The sequence below is a fragment of the Macrococcus lamae genome, assembly GCF_004359545.1.
Lineage (GTDB): Bacteria > Bacillota > Bacilli > Staphylococcales > Staphylococcaceae > Macrococcus > Macrococcus lamae.
Genome location: NZ_SCWB01000016.1, coordinates 18,088 through 37,590 on the forward strand (window position 1 = coordinate 18,088; position 19,503 = coordinate 37,590).

The following is a 19,503-nucleotide window of genomic DNA, read 5'->3' on the forward strand; positions in this document are numbered from 1 at the left end:
AACTCGATTTACCAGCATTTTGCTGGTTGAAAAGTGGTACACTCTTTATAATAGTACTAATATAATTTTGGAGGATATGATGAAGTGTATCGTAGGGCTCGGTAATATCGGGCGTAAATATGAAAATACAAGACATAACATCGGTTTTATGGTTGTCGATGAACTTGCAAAAAAGCATCGCCTTGAACTGGATAAACAGAAATCTAACGGTTTGCATGCCATTGCCACAATTAATGGTGAGAAAGTGCTGCTGATTGAACCAATGACTTATATGAACGCATCAGGTGAAGCAGTCAGACCACTACTGGATTATTATAAAGTAGACATCAAAGATATGATTGTCTTATACGATGATCTTGATATGCCGCCGGGCAGACTGCGTTTGCGCCAAAAAGGTTCAGCTGGGGGTCACAACGGCATCAGATCATTAATACAGCATTTAGGGACTGATGAATTTAAGAGAATCAGGATTGGTATTGGTCGTCCGAGTGGTCGCATGAGTGTTCCGAACTTTGTGCTTCAACGCTTCAGCGATGATGAAATGATCACTATGGAACGTGTGATTGACCGTACGGTTGATGCATGTGAAGCATTTCTGACGTCAGAACGCTTCGAGAATATTATGAATCAATATAATGGTGATGTGAATTGAAAGAGATAATTACAAATATTCTACAGCAGGATGAGCGATTTAACGAACTCCGCGGAATGTTCGGCAGAAAGAATCTGCTGATCACTGGACTGAACGCTTCTGCTAAAGCAGTGATGATAGCAGAACAGTACTTAGCTGAAGGTAAACAGATGATAGTCGTCACTAATAATCTGTATCAGGCTGAAAAACTTGAAGCGGATCTAGTACAGTTGCTGCCGGCAGATGAACTTTTTAAGTATCCAGTTCAGGATATTATGATAGAAGAGTTCTCAACGAAAAGTCCGGATTTAATGAGTGAACGCATAAGAACACTTTCCCACCTCGCAGCAGAGCGAAATGGGCTGTTTATCGTGCCAGTCAATGGTCTGAAGAAACTCATCACACCAAAGGATTTATTCGGATTCCATCTTATTTCCCTGACAATAGGACATGATATTGACCTGGATGAATTACAACAGCAGCTCGTTGACATGGGTTATGTAAGACGTAATCGTGTGACGACTGTCGGAGAGTTCTCAGTGCGAGGAGGACTCATTGACATATTTCCGATGATAGGAAAACCTGTCCGGATCGAGCTTTTTGATACAGAAATTGACGGGCTCCGTCATTTTGATGCAGATAGTCAGCGTTCGGAAGAAAATATAGAGCACGTGGAAATTACAGCAGCAAGTGAGTTCATTTTTAATTCTGAACAAATTTCAAGAATTCAGAAAGAATTAGGAAAAGCCCTGGACAGGACAGAGAAAAAACTGTCAAAGGAAGCAGCTGAAACGCTCCATGAAACGTATGACTCACTGATGATGCATACTACAGAGCTGCTTGATCATAACATTCTCCGCCGGGCTATTAAGTTCGCTTTTCCTAAAGAGACGACCATCGTTGATTATTTGACTGATGATGCGATTGTTGTCGTAGATGAGTATAACCGGGTAAAAGAATCAGAACTATCCATTACAAGAGAAATTGAAGAATTTCAGACGTCTCTTATTGAATCCGGTCGTGGATTTATCGGACAAAGCTTTATCAAGGAAGAGGCATTCAATCAATTATTGAACCGCTTCAAAACTGCTTTTTTTACTTTGTTTACAGCGACGATGCCTGTAGCTATTGAAGAGCTGGTCAAATTTTCATGCAAACCGTTACAGCAGTTCTATGGTCAGTATGATCTGATGTTCTCTGAGTTTGACCGCTTCCGTAAACAGGGCTATACGATGGTCATTCTTGCGTCCAATCCGACACGCAAGAAGAAAATACAGGATATGCTCGTTGACATGCGGCTGCCTGTAGCCATCGATCGTGTAGTCGATGAGCCGGGTGTTGCTTTAATCACAGAAGGTGACCTATCAGAAGGTTTTGAACTGCCATTTATGAAACTCGCCGTCGTCACTGAGAGAGAAATGTTCAAGCTACGCAAAGAAAAACCAAGACGTACCCAGAAGAAGATGTCTAATGCTGAAAAAATTAAATCCTACCAGGAATTAAATATCGGCGATTATATTGTCCATGTGCATCATGGTGTCGGCCGCTATCTTGGAGTGGAGACGCTGCTGGTCAATAACATTCACAAAGATTATATCAAGATCCAATATAAAGGGACAGATCAGCTCTTTGTCCCTGTCGACCAGATGTCTTATGTCCAGAAGTTCGTCGGTTCAGAGGAGAAGGAACCGAAGCTGAATAAACTCGGCGGCACAGAGTGGAAGAAGACGAAAGCACGTGTCCAGAAGAGCGTCAACGATATAGCGGATGAACTGCTGAAGCTGTACCAGGAACGTGAACGTGTGCAGGGCTATCAATTCGGCCCTGATACAGATGAGCAGCAGAATTTTGAAATGGACTTCCCGTATGAGCCGACGGAAGACCAGGTACGCTCATTAGTTGAAATTAAAGAAGACATGGAAAAATCTAAACCGATGGACCGGCTGCTATGTGGTGATGTCGGTTATGGTAAGACAGAAGTGGCAGTCCGGGCAGCATTTAAAGCAGTGATGGACGGCAAGCAGGTGGCTTTCCTCGTACCTACGACAATTCTCGCTCAGCAGCATTACGAAACATTCATTGAACGGATTCAGGACTTCCCGGTAGAAGTGCAGATGATGAGCCGCTTCAGAACAGCGAAGGAAATCAAACAGACAAAAGAAGGACTGAAATCCGGATTTGTTGATATTGTCATTGGTACGCATAAGCTGCTGAGTAAAGATATCATCTATAAGGATTTAGGTCTGCTGATCGTCGATGAAGAGCAGCGGTTCGGTGTTACGCATAAAGAGAAAATTAAAGCATTGAAAACAAACGTCGATGTGCTGACATTGACGGCAACACCTATTCCGCGGACGCTTCATATGAGTCTGCTCGGTGTGCGCGATTTATCAGTTATCGAAACACCGCCGGAAAATCGCTTCCCTGTACAGACTTACGTTCTCGAGTATCAGCAGAATTTCATCAAGGAAGCGATGGACCGTGAACTTGCGAGAAATGGACAAGTATTTTACCTGCACAACCGCGTTCAGACAATTTATCAGAAAGCAGAACAGCTGGAGATGATGCTGCCGGATGCACGTATTGCTGTGGCTCATGGTCAAATGTCAGAACGTGAGCTTGAAGAAACTATGCTCAGCTTTATTAACGGCGAGTTCGATATTTTAGTGACGACCACTATTATTGAGACAGGTGTCGATGTTCCGAATGCCAACACGTTGATTATTGAGGACGCCGATAGATTTGGTTTAAGCCAGCTTTATCAATTGCGCGGACGTGTCGGACGAAGCAATAGGATCAGTTACGCCTACTTCCTTCATGCACCGAATAAAGTACTGACAGAAGTGGCGGAGCAAAGACTGCAGGCGATCAAAGAATTTACGGAACTTGGTTCCGGATTTAAAATCGCGATGCGTGATTTGAATATTCGCGGAGCAGGTAATCTTCTTGGCCGTGAGCAGCATGGCTTTATCGACGCTGTCGGTTATGATCTCTACACAGAGATGCTGCAGCAGGCTGTCAATGAGAAACGGGGTATTGAAACACGTCAGGAAGTACCGGATATCGAAATTGATGTACAGGTCGATGCTTACATTCCTGCTGAATATATTCGCGAGGAACAAGCGAAGATCGAGTTTTATAAGAAGCTGCGTTTAGTGGAGTCAGAACAGGGCTTGATAGACGTGCAGGATGAATTGACTGACCGCTACGGTGATTATCCGGTTGAAGTCGAGCGTCTGCTTAAAATCGTAAAGATTAGAATCAATGCACTGGTGTTCGGAATCGTGAATGTAAAAGAAACGCCAAAGGACATCGAAATATTAGTGTCGGAAGTATCAACTGCCCGAGTTGACGGGGAACGCTTGTTCAAAGATACAGAAACTTTCGGCCGTGACTTGAAAATCAGCGTCACAGGAAATCAGATGAAGCTGGTGCTTAAAAAGCGTGGTAACTGGCTGCAGTCACTTGTACAGCTTACTGACAACATACAGGAAAGTCTGAAGTTAGATGAAGAAGAATGAGGGCGTATTTAATACAGTGATTGTGCTGACTGTGACAATGCTTGCTGTTAAAATTTTAAGTGCTGTATACCGGGTTCCTTATCAGAATATTCTGGGTGATGCAGGGCTTTATGCTTATCAGCAAGTATATCCAGTAGTAGCCATTGTGTCAGTTCTCAGCCTGAATGCGATTCCCAGTGTAGTCAGTCAGCAGCAGGATATTAACTTTCCCAGGAAATTATTTAAAGTACTTCAAGTGATCAGTTTAATCATGATGCTTGTACTGCTTGTTTTCAGTGATGCAATTACTGGATTTATGGGAGATGTACGGTTAAGTAGTATGTTCAGAACAGCAGCGCTCGTGCTGCTGCCATTCAGTTTCATAGCCATCATCCGGGGGAAACTGCAGGCTGATAATGATATGAGAACGATTGCCATTTCACAGGTTGTTGATCAGTTGCTCAGAGTAGGGACGATCTTACTAGCTATCTGGATGTTCACTAGGGGCTTCTCTATTTATGACAGCGGGATGCTCAGCATATTCGGTTCATTTCTTGGTATAACAGGAGCCTGGATTTACTTGAAGTTTGGTAGAAGACTGAAGATTACAGGCAGCGGACATTTAACAGGCGAAGAGTTCAGGCAGTTCTTTATTCTGACTTTATTTTATTCCCTCAGTTACTTGATTATGATTCTCTGGCAGGTCGTTGACAGCTTCACTGTACTGAACGGACTGAAACATGCGGGAGTTGCCATTGAAGAGGGACGTGTACTGAAAGGAATTTACGACCGGGGTTCTTCGCTGATTCAAATGGGATTAATTGTGACGACATCATTTTCACTCGTCTTGATTCCTTTGCTTGCTGTCAGCCGGAATAATAAAGATTACACGGCAATGAATGACTATGCGCGTTCTGCATTGAAGATTACTATTATATTCAGCAGCGCAGCAGCGGTCGGACTGATGAGTTTGATCAGACCATTCAACTTATTTCTGTTTGAGGATATGCGGGAAACGGCGACACTTGCTATCTATATGCTGTCGATTATTTTTGTATCGCTTATTATCATGTATACAGCGATGCTTCAAGTCACAGAAGATTATCACATTCAAGGGTTAGGTGTAACAGCAGGATTAATGGTGAAAATCATATTGAACCTCGTCCTTGTCGTGCGGTTGGGTATATTCGGTGCTGCAGCTGCAACGGTTATCGGTCTTGCAGTGTATGCGCTGGTGCTGCATAGCAGTATCAGAAAAAGATATACGCTAGGTATTCGCTCCTTCAGCATAAAATGGGTCATTGTACTTGCTCTAATGAGTGCATCTTTACAGTTGGTTTGTCTGATTCCTGCTGAAACAAGGGTCGTTGCTTTAGTTGTTTCCTTGATAGGTGTCTCTATAGGGGTTATGATAGTAGCAACTGCATTAATAAAATGGAGACTGCTGACGAAGCAGGAATGGTCTTATCTGCCTTTCGGTGATAAGGTAATTGCTCTCATGAAAGATTGAAGGGATAATTATGAACGAAATAACAATTATTGGACTTGGTAACTACGGACTTGATGAATTGCCGATCGGCATCTATAAACTCCTTAATCATACAGAAACAGTCTATGTCAGAACGCTGCATCATCCAGTGATTGATGAACTGCCTGATGTCAACTGGCACAGCTTTGATGAAATATATGAACAGCATGATCAGTTTGAAGCAGTCTATGACGAAATCGTTGAACTGCTGGTAGCTGCGAGTAAACAAGGTCCAGTGGTCTATGCCGTGCCGGGTCATCCGATGGTCGCTGAAACAACGACACAGCTGCTGTTGAACCGGGAAGATGTAACGGTGACGATAAAAGGCGGCAAAAGTTTTATCGACGATTTATTTACAGCGGTCAACTATGATCCGAACGACGGATTCCAGCTGCTTGATGCCACGCAGTTCGACACAAATCACATCAATATTAGAAATGCTCTTATCGTGACGCAGGTCTATAATCAGATCGTCGCAAGCGATCTGAAGATTTCACTCATGACTAAGTATCCTGATGATCACCCGGTAGTAATTATTACAGGCGCAAGAGGAGTAACATCAGATTACCAGCAAGTCCCGTTATTCGAAATGGATCATGACTTCAAGGAATCCAATCTGACAAGTTTGTTTATACCACCCGTCACAAGGGACGGCTTAAACAGTGAATTCAGTACGTTGAACGATGTTATACGGACATTGATTAGTCCGGACGGATGTCCGTGGGATCAAAAGCAGACCCATCAATCATTGAAACGTTATTTGATTGAGGAAAGCTATGAACTGATGAATGCTATCGATGCGGATGATATAGATAATATGGTGGAAGAACTCGGTGATATATTGCTGCAGGTTGTCTTTCATGCTGCGCTTGCTGAGAGAGAAGAGCTGTTTGATAGTAGAGAAGTGGTGGAATCCATTACCGATAAAATGATTCGCCGTCATCCGCATGTCTTCGGCGATGAGAAGATCAGTACTGTAGAAGAATTGAATGGCGTATGGGAAACAGCGAAGCGGAAAGAAGGCAAAGAACCACGTCCATTCAAAATGGAAAAGGCATTTGCAGATGTGGTTATGGCAATCTATGACTATATACAAGAAGGAAAAACGATAGAGGAAGCAGTGAAGGAGGTAGCGCATCATGAGACTCGATAAATATCTAAAAGTATCACGGTTGATCAAACGTCGGACACTGGCAAAAGAAGTCAGCGACCAGGGGCGTATTTCAATTAACGGTCATGTTGCTAAAGCATCTTCGACAGTCAGTATCGGAGACGAACTGATCATTAAACTGGGTCAACGAATTGTAACGGTAGAAGTGACGGCATTGTCAGAACACGCGACTAAAGATAACGCGAAACAGATGTTTGAAGTGAAGAAAGAAGAGAAAGTAAATTCATTGCCGGAATAGGGGGAAACCAGGATGGCGCGTAAAGTTAATAGAATGAATAATAACTATACAAAGCAGAATCGAATAAAAGTGAAATCGAGCCGTGTCGTGAGGAAAAGATTATCTGTATTCGGCGGTGCGCTGCTGGCCATCTTACTTTTTCTGACGATTTTAATGGTTGTGCAGCTGCAGCAGAATAAACAACTGAAACAGGCACATGCTACCAAGACAGAAGAGCTGGCTCAACTCAAAGACAAGGAAATCGCACTGAAAGAAAAACTGAAACAGCTGAACAATAAAGAATATATTACTAAAATTGCGCGCAGTGAATATTTCCTGAGCAATGACGGTGAAATTATATTTAAAATACCTGAAGAAGAAGACAAAAAGAAAGCAGACGGAAATTAAATCAAAGGTTCAGAAAACAAGTGAAGTCAGTTGTCATTTAAAGGAATCAAGCATATAATATAGACAGGAATAAAATCTGGGAGGATTCATTAAGCATATGTCAATTGAAGTTGGAAGTAAGTTAAAAGGTAAAGTCACAGGCATTAAAAATTTTGGTGCGTTTGTGGAGTTGCCTGAAGGAAAAAGTGGTCTTGTCCATATCAGTGAAGTAGCAGACAGCTACGTTGAAAATGTTGCGGACCATCTTGAACTAGGTCAGGAAGTAGAAGTTAAAGTATTGACTGTAGGTACTGATGGGAAAATCAGCCTTTCTATAAAAAAAGCTAAAGAAAGACCAAGACCTCAAAGAGCACCGCAGCAGGAAAAAAAACCTGAAGATTTTGAGAAGAAGCTGTCTAACTTCCTGAAAGATAGTGAAGACCGACTTACTTCAATCAAGCGTCAGACAGAATCACGCCGTGGTGGCAAAGGTTCTAAACGTTAATAAATCATCATAAAGATTGTCTGCGGACAATCTTTTTGTTGTTTGGAAGGAGGGCTGACCATGGAATGGTGCTGGGATTCCAGTCAACACATTGCGATTGCGGTTTCCGGCGGTGTGGATTCAATGGTGCTGCTCGACAGAATCAGAAAATCAGGTCATTACAGCACGTTGTCTATCCTGCACGTCAATCATGGGTTGCGCGCACAGTCGGAAGAAGAACAGCAGATGATTGAAGACTACGCGAAGAAGTATGATATTCGCTGCTTTGTATCGCGCATAGCACCTGATTATTTCACTCCGAATAAGAGTATTCAGCAGGAAGCACGCGATTACCGCTACCAGTTTTTTGACCGGATCATGTATGAACAGCAATTGGAAATCCTGTTGACAGCTCATCATCAGGACGACCAGCTGGAGACCATCATCTTCAGACTGTTGACGAAACGGTTTTACACTCAGCGGTTGTCCATTGCGAACGGAGTCAGAAAGGGTTATATCATCTGCCGGCCGATGCTGCATATGAAAAAAGCAGATATCCTTAAATATGCAGTAGAACACAATGTCAGCTACAGTGAGGATTCATCCAACAGCAGCCTTAAATACGCGCGTAACGCTATCCGGCGTGAATTGATTCCGGCAATAGATTCCATCAGCCAGCTCTCGTCAGAAGCGCTGTTGGACGTTGCAGCCTGGCATGAAGAAGTGTTGGAGCTGATCGATGATCATGTGAAGATGTTCAGAACTGCTATTCGGCAGACGGCAGCAGGTTACAGCTGGGATAGGTCGCAGTTTAATGCTGAGAAACAACTTGTACGTCGCAGTATATTGACTCAGCTGATCGAAGAAGCTGCAGGGGAACACGTGGCAGTACCGCTCTCCTATCTCGATGAAATGCTTCGTATCGCGAAATCTCACACAACGCAGGTTAGTTTTTCAGTCACTTCTGAATGGCGCCTTGATATTGCATATGATCAATTGATGTTACAGTGCGAACAGCCGCTCGATGAATATATGGAGATCCAATCACCCGGGAAATATAAGTTCAATGAATATGAAATTGATCTGTCAAGTGACTATAATGAAATAATTGTTGTCCGACTGCCTAGTCAGCATGATAAAATAAAGATAGGAAAGCATCATCAGAAGATCAACCGCATTATGATCAACCATAAAGTGCCGGCTGCCGCTCGGAACCGACTGCCGATTATAGAAATACAAGGGACTATTGCAGCAGTCGGTACATTGAAGCGTAACGACCACCCTATACATGAAATCTTAACTATTAAAGGAGAAGAACAGAATGCATAACGATATTGGAAGTATAGTACTTACAGAGGAACAGATTGAAGCGGCATGTGCCCGCCTTGGCAAGCAGCTGACTGAAGATTATAACGGTAAACTGCCGCTTTGTGTAGGAATCCTTAAAGGGTCAGTTCTATTTATGACAGATTTAATCAAGCATATTGATACACATGTTGAGATTGATTTCATGGATGTATCCAGTTATCACGGTGGTACTGAGAGTACAGGCGAAGTGAAGATTCTGAAAGACTTAGGAACTTCTGTGGAAGACCGGGATGTTATTATTATTGAGGACATACTTGAAACAGGGACAACGTTGAATTCCATCATTGACTTATTGAAATACCGCAAAGCAAATTCGATTGAAATAGTTACACTGCTTGATAAACCATCACGCCGTAAAGTGGATATTGAAGCGAAATATGTCGGTGAAAAAATTCCAGATGACTTTGTTGTAGGATATGGTCTTGACTATCAGGAGAAATACAGAAATCTTCCTTATATCGGTCTTCTGAAAGAAGAAGTATACATGAAATAATGTAAAACTTAGTAAGTTTGACTATTTTTGATATTTGAAGTGCAATTAGTAGCTTGATAATGATTAAGTATGTTAAAATTTTTTTTAGCTTTACATATAAATTAGGAGGACAACGTGAATGCAAAAGGCCTTTCGTAACATCCTGATGGTCGCTTTATTCGGCATCGTCATATTTGGTGTGTTTTCATGGATTAACGGGAACGGCGCACTGCCTAAACCGATCACCTATACAAAATTGATGACCGAGCTGGAAAAGGGTAACGTAGAAGAATTGACGTTACAGCCCGCGCAGGAAGTTTATTTAGTCAATGGTAAACTTAAAGGTGCAGACAAGAACGAAATATTCACTTCTGTCGTACTTTACAATAACGAAAAAGATTTACAGAGAATTACAGATATCGCTGAAGCAAATAAAGGTGAGATGGACTTCACTATTAAACCGGCTGAGAAACAAAATGTATTCTTAGGTATGTTATCGACATTAATCCCATTATTGCTGCTTGCTTTCTTCTTTATCTTCTTCCTGTCACAGTCACAAGGCGGTGGCGGTGGCGGCCGCGTCATGAACTTCGGTAAATCAAAAGCGAAGTTATATGATGACAAGAAGAAAAAAGTGAGATTCACGGATGTTGCTGGTGCAGATGAAGAGAAACAGGAACTTGTAGAAATTGTTGATTTCCTAAAAGACAATCGTAAGTTCAAAAAAATGGGAGCACGTATTCCTAAAGGGGTACTGTTAGTCGGTCCTCCAGGTACAGGTAAAACTTTACTTGCGCGTGCAGTTGCTGGTGAAGCTGGTGTGCCATTCTTCTCGATCAGTGGTTCAGACTTCGTCGAAATGTTCGTCGGTGTCGGTGCCAGTCGTGTCCGTGACTTATTCGAAAACGCGAAGAAAAATGCACCTTGTATCATCTTCATCGATGAAATTGATGCAGTGGGTCGCCAGCGTGGTGCAGGTGTCGGTGGTGGTCACGATGAGCGTGAACAGACATTGAACCAGTTGCTTGTAGAGATGGATGGATTCGGTGAAAACGAAGGTATCATTATGATTGCTGCAACCAACAGACCAGATATTCTTGACCCGGCGTTACTCCGTCCAGGTCGTTTTGACAGACAGATCCAAGTCGGTCGTCCCGATGTTAAAGGACGTGAAGCAGTACTTCGAGTACACTCACGCAACAAACCACTGGATGAGACAGTAGATATTAAAGCGCTTAGTCAGCGTACGCCAGGTTTCTCAGGTGCAGACCTTGAAAACCTCTTGAACGAAGCAGCTCTTGTTGCTGCGCGTCAAGGTAAGTCGAAAATAGATATGCGTGACATTGATGAAGCAACAGACCGCGTTATTGCAGGTCCTGCTAAAAAATCACGTGTCATCTCAGAAAAAGAACGCAACATCGTCGCATGGCATGAAGCAGGTCATACGATTATCGGTAAAGTTCTAGATGAAGCAGAAATGGTTCACAAAGTGACTATCGTGCCACGTGGTCAGGCCGGTGGTTATGCCATGATGTTACCGAAACAAGACCGTTACTTCATGACGAAACCAGAATTGCTTGATAAAATCGTCGGTTTGCTTGGTGGCCGTGTATCAGAGGAAATCACTTTTGGTGAAGTTTCTACCGGTGCACATAATGACTTCCAGCGCGCAACGGGTATTGCCCGTCAGATGGTGACTGAATACGGCATGAGTGAAAAGCTCGGACCGCTTCAGTTCGGCAGCTCACAGAGCGGTGAAGTATTCCTTGGCCGTGATATGCATTCTGAACCGAATTATTCAGATCAGATTGCCTACGAAATCGATCTTGAGATTCAACGCATTATTAAAGAAGCTTATGAACGTTGCCGCCAGATTTTACTTGAACATCGCGAGCAGCTTGACTTAATTGCAAGAACGCTGCTTGTTGAAGAAACGCTGGTTGCTAACCAGATTGAGAGCTTATTCCGTAACGGTACATTGCCGGAAGTTAACTACGATGACTCACACCTGTACCATCCAACGGTCAAGTCAGATGATAGAGTGACCGTTACAAATACTGATGACAGAGTAACTGTTACAGATGTAGCTGGTAATGAAAAGGTCGGCTCATCATACGAAGATGTAAAAAGAGAATTAGAAGACGGTGATGAAGTAAGGGATCAAAGCACGAATGAACCTGAACCGAAAGTTGACCGTCTGGACAAAGATAATTTCTAAATTTCAATCCCTTTCTCGCTGTCTGACAGAAGAAAGGGATTTTTTAAAAGGAGTATAACAATGACTGAAGACTATTTAGTAAGAGCACTTGCATATAACGATGAAGTCAGAGCGTTCAGCGTACGTTCGACTAATGCAGTGCAGGAAGCACAGACAAGACACTATACGTGGCCGACTGCTTCAGCAGCACTCGGACGTTCAATGACAGCTGGAGTGATGATGGGCTCAATGCTGAAAAATGAAGAAAAGCTAACAGTGACTATTAACGGCGGTGGACCTATCGGCCAGATTATTGTGGATGCTAACGGTAAAGGTGAAGTCAGAGGATACGTCACTAATCCGCAGACACACTTTGATTTAAATGAGCATGGAAAACTGGACGTTCGACGTGCGGTCGGTACAAATGGTGCGCTCAATGTTGTGAAAGATATCGGCATGAGAGATTTTTTTACCGGATCGACACCTATTGTTTCAGGAGAACTCGGAGAAGATTTCACGTATTATTTTGTCACTAGCGAACAAGTGCCGTCAGCGGTAGGTCTCGGAGTACTGGTCAATCCTGATAACACTATTAAAGCAGCAGGCGGCTTCATCATTCAGCTGATGCCTGGCGCGTCAGAAGAAACAATCAGTGCCATTGAGCAGCATCTGGAAACGATGCAGCCTGTATCAACATTGATTGATAAAGGTCTGTCACCTGAACAGCTGCTTGAAGAAGTAATCGGAGAAGACAATATCCGTATAATAGACCGGATGCCGATTGAGTTTAAATGTAACTGCGGCAAAGAGAAGTTCAGCACAGCTATTAAAGGACTTGGCAATGCTGAAATTGACAGCATGATTAAAGAAGACAACGGTGCAGAAGTAGAATGTCATTTCTGTCGTGAGAAATATCATTTCTCAGTAGAAGAATTAGAAGCGCTAAAGCAATAATTTTGAAGTCATATTCAACTGCTGATATAATTAATCCGATAATGATACTATGTTTTGGAGGAGAGCAAATAATGGCTAAACGACTAAATAATATCACTGAGGTAATTGGAGACACACCTCTTGTTAAATTAAACCGTGTGGTACCAGAAGGCGCAGCAGATGTTTATGTAAAACTTGAGTACCAGAACCCTGGTTCATCTGTTAAAGACCGTATTGCAATTGCAATGGTCAGTGCTGCAGAACAGGACGGCACATTACAGCCGGGAGATACAATCATCGAACCGACTTCCGGTAATACAGGGATTGGTCTTGCAATGGTGGCAGCGGCCAAAGGTTATCGGGCGGTTTTAGTAATGCCTGATACGATGAGCCAGGAACGCCGTACTTTACTTCGTGCCTATGGTGCAGAATTAGAATTGACACCAGGCGCTGAAGGGATGAAGGGCGCGATTGCAAAAGCCAATGAACTGAAAGATAAAAACGGCTATTTCATGCCGCAGCAGTTTGAAAATGTGGCTAATCCTGAAGTTCATAGACAGACGACAGGACCTGAAATTGTATCGGCGATGGAAGGACTGACGATTGATGCATTTGTAGCAGGAATCGGTACAGGAGGAACGATTACTGGTGCCGGTGAAGTCATCAAGGAAAGCCATCCCGATGTGCATATTGTAGCGGTAGAGCCGACTGATTCGCCGGTATTAAGCGGCGGAAAACCTGGACCTCATAAGATTCAAGGTATCGGCGCTGGATTTGTTCCGGATACGTTGAATACAGAGATTTATCATTCCATCGATCAAGTGACGAATGACGAAGCGATGGAAATGAGCCGTCAGGTAGCACGTGAAGAAGGAATTCTCGGCGGTATTTCATCTGGAGCTGCTATTCATGCAGCTATTAAAAAAGCGGTCGAACTTGGGACAGGTAAAAATGTCGTCGCTATTTTACCGAGCAATGGAGAGCGCTATTTATCGACGCCACTCTATGCTGACCTCAGCAAATAACATTACTAAGCTATCTTGTCATAAGATAGCTTTTTTGTTTTGTTATAATAGAGTGAACTGACTAATTAGCTGAGCAGGAGGTACATAGTGGAAACTTTAATCATGGGCATTCTTAATGTAACGCCGGATTCGTTTTCAGACGGCGGTAAATATAATTCTGCAGAGCGTGCGGTGAAACGCGTGCAGGAGATGATCAGTGAAGGTGTTGATATCGTGGATATCGGCGGCTATTCTACTCGTCCCGGCTACCAGGAGATTTCAGTAGAAGAGGAACTGGAGCGCGTGATTCCTGTCATTGAAGCGATTCGCAGATATGATGTGCTGATATCAGTCGACACGTTCAGAAGTGAAGTAGCAGAAGCTGCTTTATCCGGGGGAGCTGACTTCATCAATGACCAGTGGGCAGGGAAGTATGACAAAGCGATGTTTGATGTTATTGCAAAACATGAGGCAAAGATTTTTCTGATGCATAATGCTGAGGAAGAAGTAACAGGTGATGTGATGACTATGATGATTGAGGACCTGCTGCACCAGGCTGAACTTGCAGAATGGGCTGGAATTAAAAAAGATGATATCTGGCTTGATCCGGGCATCGGTTTCGCAAAGTCAAGAGAGCAGGAAATTGAAGTGATGAGACGTCTTGACGAGTTGTGCGGACTGGGTTATAAAGTACTCCTTGCTACGAGCCGGAAACGTATGGTTAAAGAACTGTTGAACGATCATTTGCCGGCTGACGCACGAGACGAAGGGACTGCTGCTACTACTGTGTGGGGGATTGCTAAAGGTGTCCATGCTGTACGGGTGCATAATGTTGCAATGAATAAAAAGGCTGCGCGTGTCGCTGACGGATTGAGAGGATAACTATGGATAAAATATTTTTACAGGGTATGAAATTCTACGCTTATCACGGTGTATTCGAGGAAGAGAATAAGCTTGGACAAATATTTGTTGTTGATGTTCAGCTCTCTTTAGACTTGACTGAAGCATCTGAAACCGACGAATTAGAAACCACTGTTAACTACGGAGAGGCTTATCATCTGATAGAGGAAGAGATGAAGGAATCGTCGAAGCTGCTGGAACATGTAGCGGGACGTATTGCCAAATCGCTGTTTGCTCACTATAATCGTGTAGTGGCATTAAGTGTCAGAATCACAAAAGAAAATCCGCCGATCGCTGGTCATTATGACGGCGTAGGTATTGAAATAAATCGGACGAGGTAGTATAATGACTACTATTTACTTGAGTCTTGGCAGTAATATCGGTGACAGACAGCAGCAGCTTGAACGAGCAATTGATTTACTGAGTAAGACAGAGGGCATATGCGTCGTACGTCTATCATCCATTTACGAAACGTCACCTGTCGGGGGTGTGGTGCAGGAAGATTTCTACAATATGTGTATAGTCGTAGAGACGACTTTATCGCCGCTTGAAGTACTGGCCGTATGTCAGTCGATTGAGAGCCAGCTTGCTCGTGTGCGTAAAATTCACTGGGGGCCCCGTACCATTGACCTCGATATTCTGATGATCGATGATGCCGTCATTGATGAACCGGATTTACAAGTACCGCATCCCTTTATGCTGGAACGCAGTTTTGTGCTCATTCCGCTGCATGAAATTGCACCTGATGCGGTCCACCCTTTAGCGCAGAAGACGATAAATGAACTAGTATATGATGATCCTGAAGTCAGGAAACTATAAGTGAGGCTATAATTATGTGGAAAATTGGCGATATTGAAATTAATAACAAAGTTGTACTGGCACCGATGGCCGGTGTCTGTAATGCAGCATTCAGATTGACGGTAAAAGAATTCGGTGCGGGACTTGTCTGCGCTGAGATGGTCAGCGACAAAGCCATTCTCTTTAACAATGAGAAAACGATGAAAATGCTTTATATCGATGAGAACGAACGTCCATTGTCACTGCAGATTTTTGGCGGTGAAAAAGAGACACTTGTCGAAGCAGCAAAATATGTCGACCAAAATACAACAGCTGATATCATTGACATTAATATGGGCTGTCCTGTATCGAAGATCATCAAATGTGAAGCAGGAGCGAGATGGCTGCTTGACCCGCCCAAAATTTATGAGATGGTATCAGCGGTCGTTGAAGCGGTATCTAAGCCGGTCACAGTGAAGATGCGTATCGGCTGGGATGACGACCACATTTATGCGGTGGAAAACGCGAAGATGATTGAGAAAGCAGGAGCGGCAGCGATTGCTGTGCACGGTCGTACACGTGTTCAGATGTACGAGGGCCATGCAGACTGGGATGTCATCAAGCAGGTCAAAGAAGCGGTTTCTATTCCCGTTGTCGGAAACGGCGACGTGACGTCACCGGAACTGGCGAAGAAAATGCTTGATGAAACTGGTGTGGATGCAGTTATGATTGGCCGTGAGGCACTCGGTAACCCGTGGATGATCTACCGTACAGTCCATTATCTTGAAACAGGAGAACTGCAGCCGGAGCCGTCTATCTCTGAGAAGATGGAAGTTGCGACACTGCATTTAGATCGTCTCATTCAGCTGAAAGGTGAGAAAATCGCCGTGATGGAAATGCGTAAGCATGCATCGTGGTATTTAAAAGGCATCAAAGGTAACGGTAAGGCACGTAAGCTGATCAATGCAGCCGAGACACGCGATGAGTTAGTTGATATACTAAGAACGTTCGAACAGCATGTGCTGGAAGAAGAAAAAGTAGCCGAAGGAGTGTAACCATGACAGAAGAATTAAACGACCAGATGCTGGTCCGCCGCCAAAAGATGCAGGACTTAATCGATCTTGGAATCGATCCGTTCGGTCAGAAATTTGAACGGACAGGAACTGCTGAAAATCTGAAAGCTGACTGGGATCAATTTTCGAAAGAAGAACTGCATGACAAAGAGTCGGAATCATCAACAATGATTGCAGGGCGTATCATGACTAAACGCGGTAAAGGTAAAGCAGGATTTGCTCATATCAAGGATCTGACAGGTCAGATTCAAATTTACGTTCGTAAAGATGCTGTTGGTGATGAGCAGTTTGATTTATGGAACAATGCCGACTTAGGCGATATCGTCGGGATTGAAGGTGTAATGTTCAAAACGAATACAGGTGAACTTTCTGTAAAGGCAACATCATTTATAATGCTTGCTAAAGCACTACGCCCGCTGCCGGATAAATTTCATGGTCTCCAGGACGTTGAACAGCGCTACCGTCAGCGTTACCTCGACTTAATCACTAGCGATGAATCGACAAAGACTTTCATTACACGCAGTCGTATTATTCAAGAGATGCGTAACTACTTGAACCAAAAAGGGTTTTTAGAAGTTGAAACACCAATGATGCATACGATTGCTGGTGGTGCAGCGGCGAAACCATTTATAACGCATCATAATGCACTCGACATGCAACTCTACATGCGTATTGCAATTGAGCTTCATTTGAAACGCCTGATTGTCGGTGGTCTTGAGAAAGTATATGAAATCGGACGTGTATTCCGTAATGAAGGGATTTCGACGCGGCACAATCCTGAATTTACAATGATCGAGCTGTACGAAGCATATGCTGACTACAACGACATTATGGATTTAACAGAATCATTAATCGCTCATATAGCTGAGCAGGTCACTGGCTCTACAACGGTTACATACAACGGCGAAGAGATCAACCTTGCACCGAACTGGCGTAGATGGCACATGGTTGATGCTGTCAAAGAATATACAGGCGTGAACTTCTACGACGTTAAGACGGACGAAGAAGCACATGCGCTTGCTAAAGAACATGGTATCGAAGTGAAGCCGAATATGAAATATGGTCATATTCTGAATGAATTCTTCGAACAGAAAGTAGAAGAAGAACTTGTTCAACCGACATTTATATATGGCCACCCGGTAGAAATCTCTCCGCTTGCGAAACAGAATCCGGAAGACAAACGATTCACGGATCGTTTCGAATTGTTTATCGTACGTCGTGAGCACGCCAATGCCTTTACAGAGTTAAACGATCCGATCGATCAGCGTCAGCGTTTCGAAGCGCAGATGGTAGAGAAGGAAGAAGGTAACGACGAAGCACACGAAATGGATGAAGACTTTATCGAAGCACTTGAGTATGGTATGCCGCCAACAGGTGGACTCGGTATCGGTATCGATCGACTCGTGATGCTATTGACTGACTCACCATCAATCAGAGACGTACTGCTATTCCCTTATATGAGACACAAATAATAAAGCTATTCCCTGGTTAGTTGAACCGGGGAATTTTTTCATAAATTTTAAGTAAAACCGTTGACATGAAAAGCTTCATCATGTAATATAAAAAAGTCGCTTATAACAGAAAGAGAAACCATAAGTCACGAATTGTTAAGTTCGTAAACAAGGTGTAAAATTTACTGTTGTAAAAGTGGAATGAAATCTTTATACTTAATAAGTATTGTTTTTTGTCTGGTGACGATGGCAGAGAGGTCACACCTGTTCCCATACCGAACACAGAAGTTAAGCTTTCGAGCGCCGATGGTAGTTGGACTGACGTCCCGCGAGAGTAGGACGTTGCCGGGCAGAAACATACGGAGGATTAGCTCAGCTGGGAGAGCATCTGCCTTACAAGCAGAGGGTCGGCGGTTCGAACCCGTCATCCTCCACCATTTTATTATGCCGGAATAGCTCAACTGGTAGAGCAACTGACTTGTAATCAGTAGGTTGAGGGTTCAAGTCCTTTTTCCGGCACCATTTCTAGCTTGAGCCATTAGCTCAGTTGGTAGAGCATTTGACTTTTAATCAAAGGGTCAGAGGTTCGAATCCTCTATGGCTCATTTATTTTGCGGGTGTGGCGGAATTGGCAGACGCACTAGAATCAGGATCTAGCGCCTTCACGGGCGTGGGGGTTCGACTCCCTTCATCCGCACCATATTGCGAAAGTAGTTCAGTGGTAGAATACAACCTTGCCAAGGTTGGGGTCGCGGGTTCGAATCCCGTCTTTCGCTCCATTAATATTATGCTGAATCAACAGCCGGGGTGGCGGAACTGGCAGACGCACAGGACTTAAAATCCTGCGGTAAGTGATTACCGTACCGGTTCGATTCCGGTCCTCGGCACCATTTAATTTCATATGCGCCCGTAGCTCAATTGGATAGAGCGTTTGACTACGGATCAAAAGGTTAGGGATTCGACTTCTCTCGGGCGCGCCATTATTATTACAAACGGGAAGTAGCTCAGCTTGGTAGAGCACTTGGTTTGGGACCAAGGGGTCGCAGGTTCGAATCCTGTCTTCCCGACTTACTAATAAATGGGGGCTTAGCTCAGCTGGGAGAGCGCCTGCTTTGCACGCAGGAGGTCAGCGGTTCGATCCCGCTAGTCTCCACCATTATTGATGTAAACTGAACATTGAAAACTGAATCGCAATATGTCAACGTTAATTCCAAAGCATGACAGCAATCTCTGATTGCTAGTCAGACTTGCGAAGCTGCTTTTGCAGCTTTGTACAGTCAAATGAGTGATTGCCATAAGCAATCAACGAGCTTTTATCAGACAAACTATTATGGAGAGTTTGATCCTGGCTCAGGATGAACGCTGGCGGCGTGCCTAATACATGCAAGTCGAGCGGACAGACGGGAGTGC

Annotated in this window: 17 protein-coding genes, 9 tRNA genes and 2 rRNA genes; all 28 read left to right on the forward strand. The window is 43.7% G+C overall.

Translation table 11 applies throughout. The features are described 5' to 3' along the window. Positions 1-79 precede the first annotated feature (79 nt). The gene (gene pth, locus ERX29_RS09285) at positions 80-652 is read left to right on the forward strand and encodes an aminoacyl-tRNA hydrolase (protein ID WP_133444410.1); all 573 of its coding nucleotides are present in this window, start codon (positions 80-82) and stop codon (positions 650-652) included. Then, the gene (mfd, locus tag ERX29_RS09290; protein ID WP_133444411.1) at positions 649-4,152 is read left to right on the forward strand and encodes a transcription-repair coupling factor; all 3,504 of its coding nucleotides are present in this window, start codon (positions 649-651) and stop codon (positions 4,150-4,152) included. Before pth ends, mfd begins: the two co-directional genes overlap by 4 nt. After that, on the forward strand, positions 4,139-5,641 hold the full coding sequence (locus ERX29_RS09295; protein ID WP_133444412.1) for a polysaccharide biosynthesis protein: 1,503 nt from the start codon (positions 4,139-4,141) through the stop codon (positions 5,639-5,641). The genes mfd and ERX29_RS09295 overlap by 14 nt, the downstream gene beginning before the upstream one ends. Before the next feature lie 10 nt (positions 5,642-5,651). Next, positions 5,652-6,812, forward strand: a complete 1,161-nt coding sequence (locus ERX29_RS09300; protein WP_243720025.1) for a MazG nucleotide pyrophosphohydrolase domain-containing protein — start codon at positions 5,652-5,654, stop codon at positions 6,810-6,812. Beyond that, entirely contained in the window at positions 6,799-7,068 is a 270-nt protein-coding gene (locus tag ERX29_RS09305) for an RNA-binding S4 domain-containing protein (RefSeq protein WP_133444414.1), read from the forward strand. The genes ERX29_RS09300 and ERX29_RS09305 overlap by 14 nt, the downstream gene beginning before the upstream one ends. Before the next feature lie 12 nt (positions 7,069-7,080). Next, positions 7,081-7,455 (forward strand): FtsB family cell division protein, encoded by a 375-nt coding sequence (locus ERX29_RS09310; protein ID WP_133444415.1) that lies wholly within the window; start codon positions 7,081-7,083, stop codon positions 7,453-7,455. A gap of 97 nt (positions 7,456-7,552) precedes the next feature. Then, a complete protein-coding gene (locus ERX29_RS09315; RefSeq protein WP_133444416.1) occupies positions 7,553-7,939 on the forward strand; it encodes a S1 domain-containing RNA-binding protein in 387 nt (128 codons plus the stop codon). A 60-nt stretch (positions 7,940-7,999) separates the two neighbouring features. Further along, positions 8,000-9,247 carry a tRNA lysidine(34) synthetase TilS gene (tilS, locus tag ERX29_RS09320; RefSeq protein WP_133444417.1) on the forward strand — a complete coding sequence of 416 codons (1,248 nt, stop codon included), beginning with the start codon at positions 8,000-8,002 and terminating at the stop codon, positions 9,245-9,247. After that, positions 9,240-9,779 (forward strand): hypoxanthine phosphoribosyltransferase, encoded by a 540-nt coding sequence (hpt, locus tag ERX29_RS09325; RefSeq protein ID WP_133444418.1) that lies wholly within the window; start codon positions 9,240-9,242, stop codon positions 9,777-9,779. The genes tilS and hpt overlap by 8 nt, the downstream gene beginning before the upstream one ends. Positions 9,780-9,897: 118 nt before the next feature. Continuing rightward, positions 9,898-11,976 carry an ATP-dependent zinc metalloprotease FtsH gene (ftsH, locus tag ERX29_RS09330; protein WP_133444419.1) on the forward strand — a complete coding sequence of 693 codons (2,079 nt, stop codon included), beginning with the start codon at positions 9,898-9,900 and terminating at the stop codon, positions 11,974-11,976. 60 nt (positions 11,977-12,036) lie between these two features. Further along, positions 12,037-12,909 carry an Hsp33 family molecular chaperone HslO gene (gene hslO / locus ERX29_RS09335; protein ID WP_133444420.1) on the forward strand — a complete coding sequence of 291 codons (873 nt, stop codon included), beginning with the start codon at positions 12,037-12,039 and terminating at the stop codon, positions 12,907-12,909. Positions 12,910-12,980: 71 nt separating this feature from the next. Beyond that, positions 12,981-13,913, forward strand: coding sequence for a cysteine synthase A (gene cysK / locus ERX29_RS09340; RefSeq protein ID WP_133444421.1), 933 nt, complete (start codon positions 12,981-12,983; stop codon positions 13,911-13,913). Positions 13,914-13,997: 84 nt separating this feature from the next. Continuing rightward, the gene (gene folP / locus ERX29_RS09345; protein WP_133444422.1) at positions 13,998-14,774 is read left to right on the forward strand and encodes a dihydropteroate synthase; all 777 of its coding nucleotides are present in this window, start codon (positions 13,998-14,000) and stop codon (positions 14,772-14,774) included. A gap of 2 nt (positions 14,775-14,776) precedes the next feature. Continuing rightward, positions 14,777-15,133 carry a dihydroneopterin aldolase gene (gene folB / locus ERX29_RS09350; protein WP_133444423.1) on the forward strand — a complete coding sequence of 119 codons (357 nt, stop codon included), beginning with the start codon at positions 14,777-14,779 and terminating at the stop codon, positions 15,131-15,133. A gap of 4 nt (positions 15,134-15,137) precedes the next feature. After that, positions 15,138-15,611 carry a 2-amino-4-hydroxy-6-hydroxymethyldihydropteridine diphosphokinase gene (gene folK, locus ERX29_RS09355; protein WP_133444424.1) on the forward strand — a complete coding sequence of 158 codons (474 nt, stop codon included), beginning with the start codon at positions 15,138-15,140 and terminating at the stop codon, positions 15,609-15,611. A gap of 14 nt (positions 15,612-15,625) precedes the next feature. Then, positions 15,626-16,624 (forward strand): tRNA dihydrouridine synthase DusB, encoded by a 999-nt coding sequence (dusB, locus tag ERX29_RS09360; protein WP_133444425.1) that lies wholly within the window; start codon positions 15,626-15,628, stop codon positions 16,622-16,624. Between the two features lie 2 nt (positions 16,625-16,626). After that, entirely contained in the window at positions 16,627-18,114 is a 1,488-nt protein-coding gene (gene lysS / locus ERX29_RS09365; RefSeq protein WP_133444426.1) for a lysine--tRNA ligase, read from the forward strand. Between the two features lie 215 nt (positions 18,115-18,329). Continuing rightward, positions 18,330-18,444, forward strand: a 5S ribosomal RNA gene (gene rrf, locus ERX29_RS09370). Positions 18,445-18,454: 10 nt separating this feature from the next. Continuing rightward, positions 18,455-18,530 (forward strand) — tRNA-Val (locus tag ERX29_RS09375). 9 nt (positions 18,531-18,539) lie between these two features. Continuing rightward, positions 18,540-18,615 (forward strand) — tRNA-Thr (locus tag ERX29_RS09380). A gap of 10 nt (positions 18,616-18,625) precedes the next feature. Beyond that, a tRNA-Lys gene (locus ERX29_RS09385) sits at positions 18,626-18,698 on the forward strand. 8 nt (positions 18,699-18,706) lie between these two features. Beyond that, positions 18,707-18,793 (forward strand) — tRNA-Leu (locus ERX29_RS09390). 4 nt (positions 18,794-18,797) lie between these two features. Beyond that, positions 18,798-18,872 (forward strand) — tRNA-Gly (locus ERX29_RS09395). A 22-nt stretch (positions 18,873-18,894) separates the two neighbouring features. Further along, positions 18,895-18,983, forward strand: a tRNA-Leu gene (locus ERX29_RS09400). Positions 18,984-18,996: 13 nt separating this feature from the next. Next, positions 18,997-19,073 (forward strand) — tRNA-Arg (locus ERX29_RS09405). A gap of 13 nt (positions 19,074-19,086) precedes the next feature. Continuing rightward, positions 19,087-19,160 (forward strand) — tRNA-Pro (locus tag ERX29_RS09410). A gap of 13 nt (positions 19,161-19,173) precedes the next feature. Next, a tRNA-Ala gene (locus ERX29_RS09415) sits at positions 19,174-19,249 on the forward strand. 171 nt (positions 19,250-19,420) lie between these two features. After that, positions 19,421-19,503, forward strand: a 16S ribosomal RNA gene (locus tag ERX29_RS09420); the annotation flags it as partial.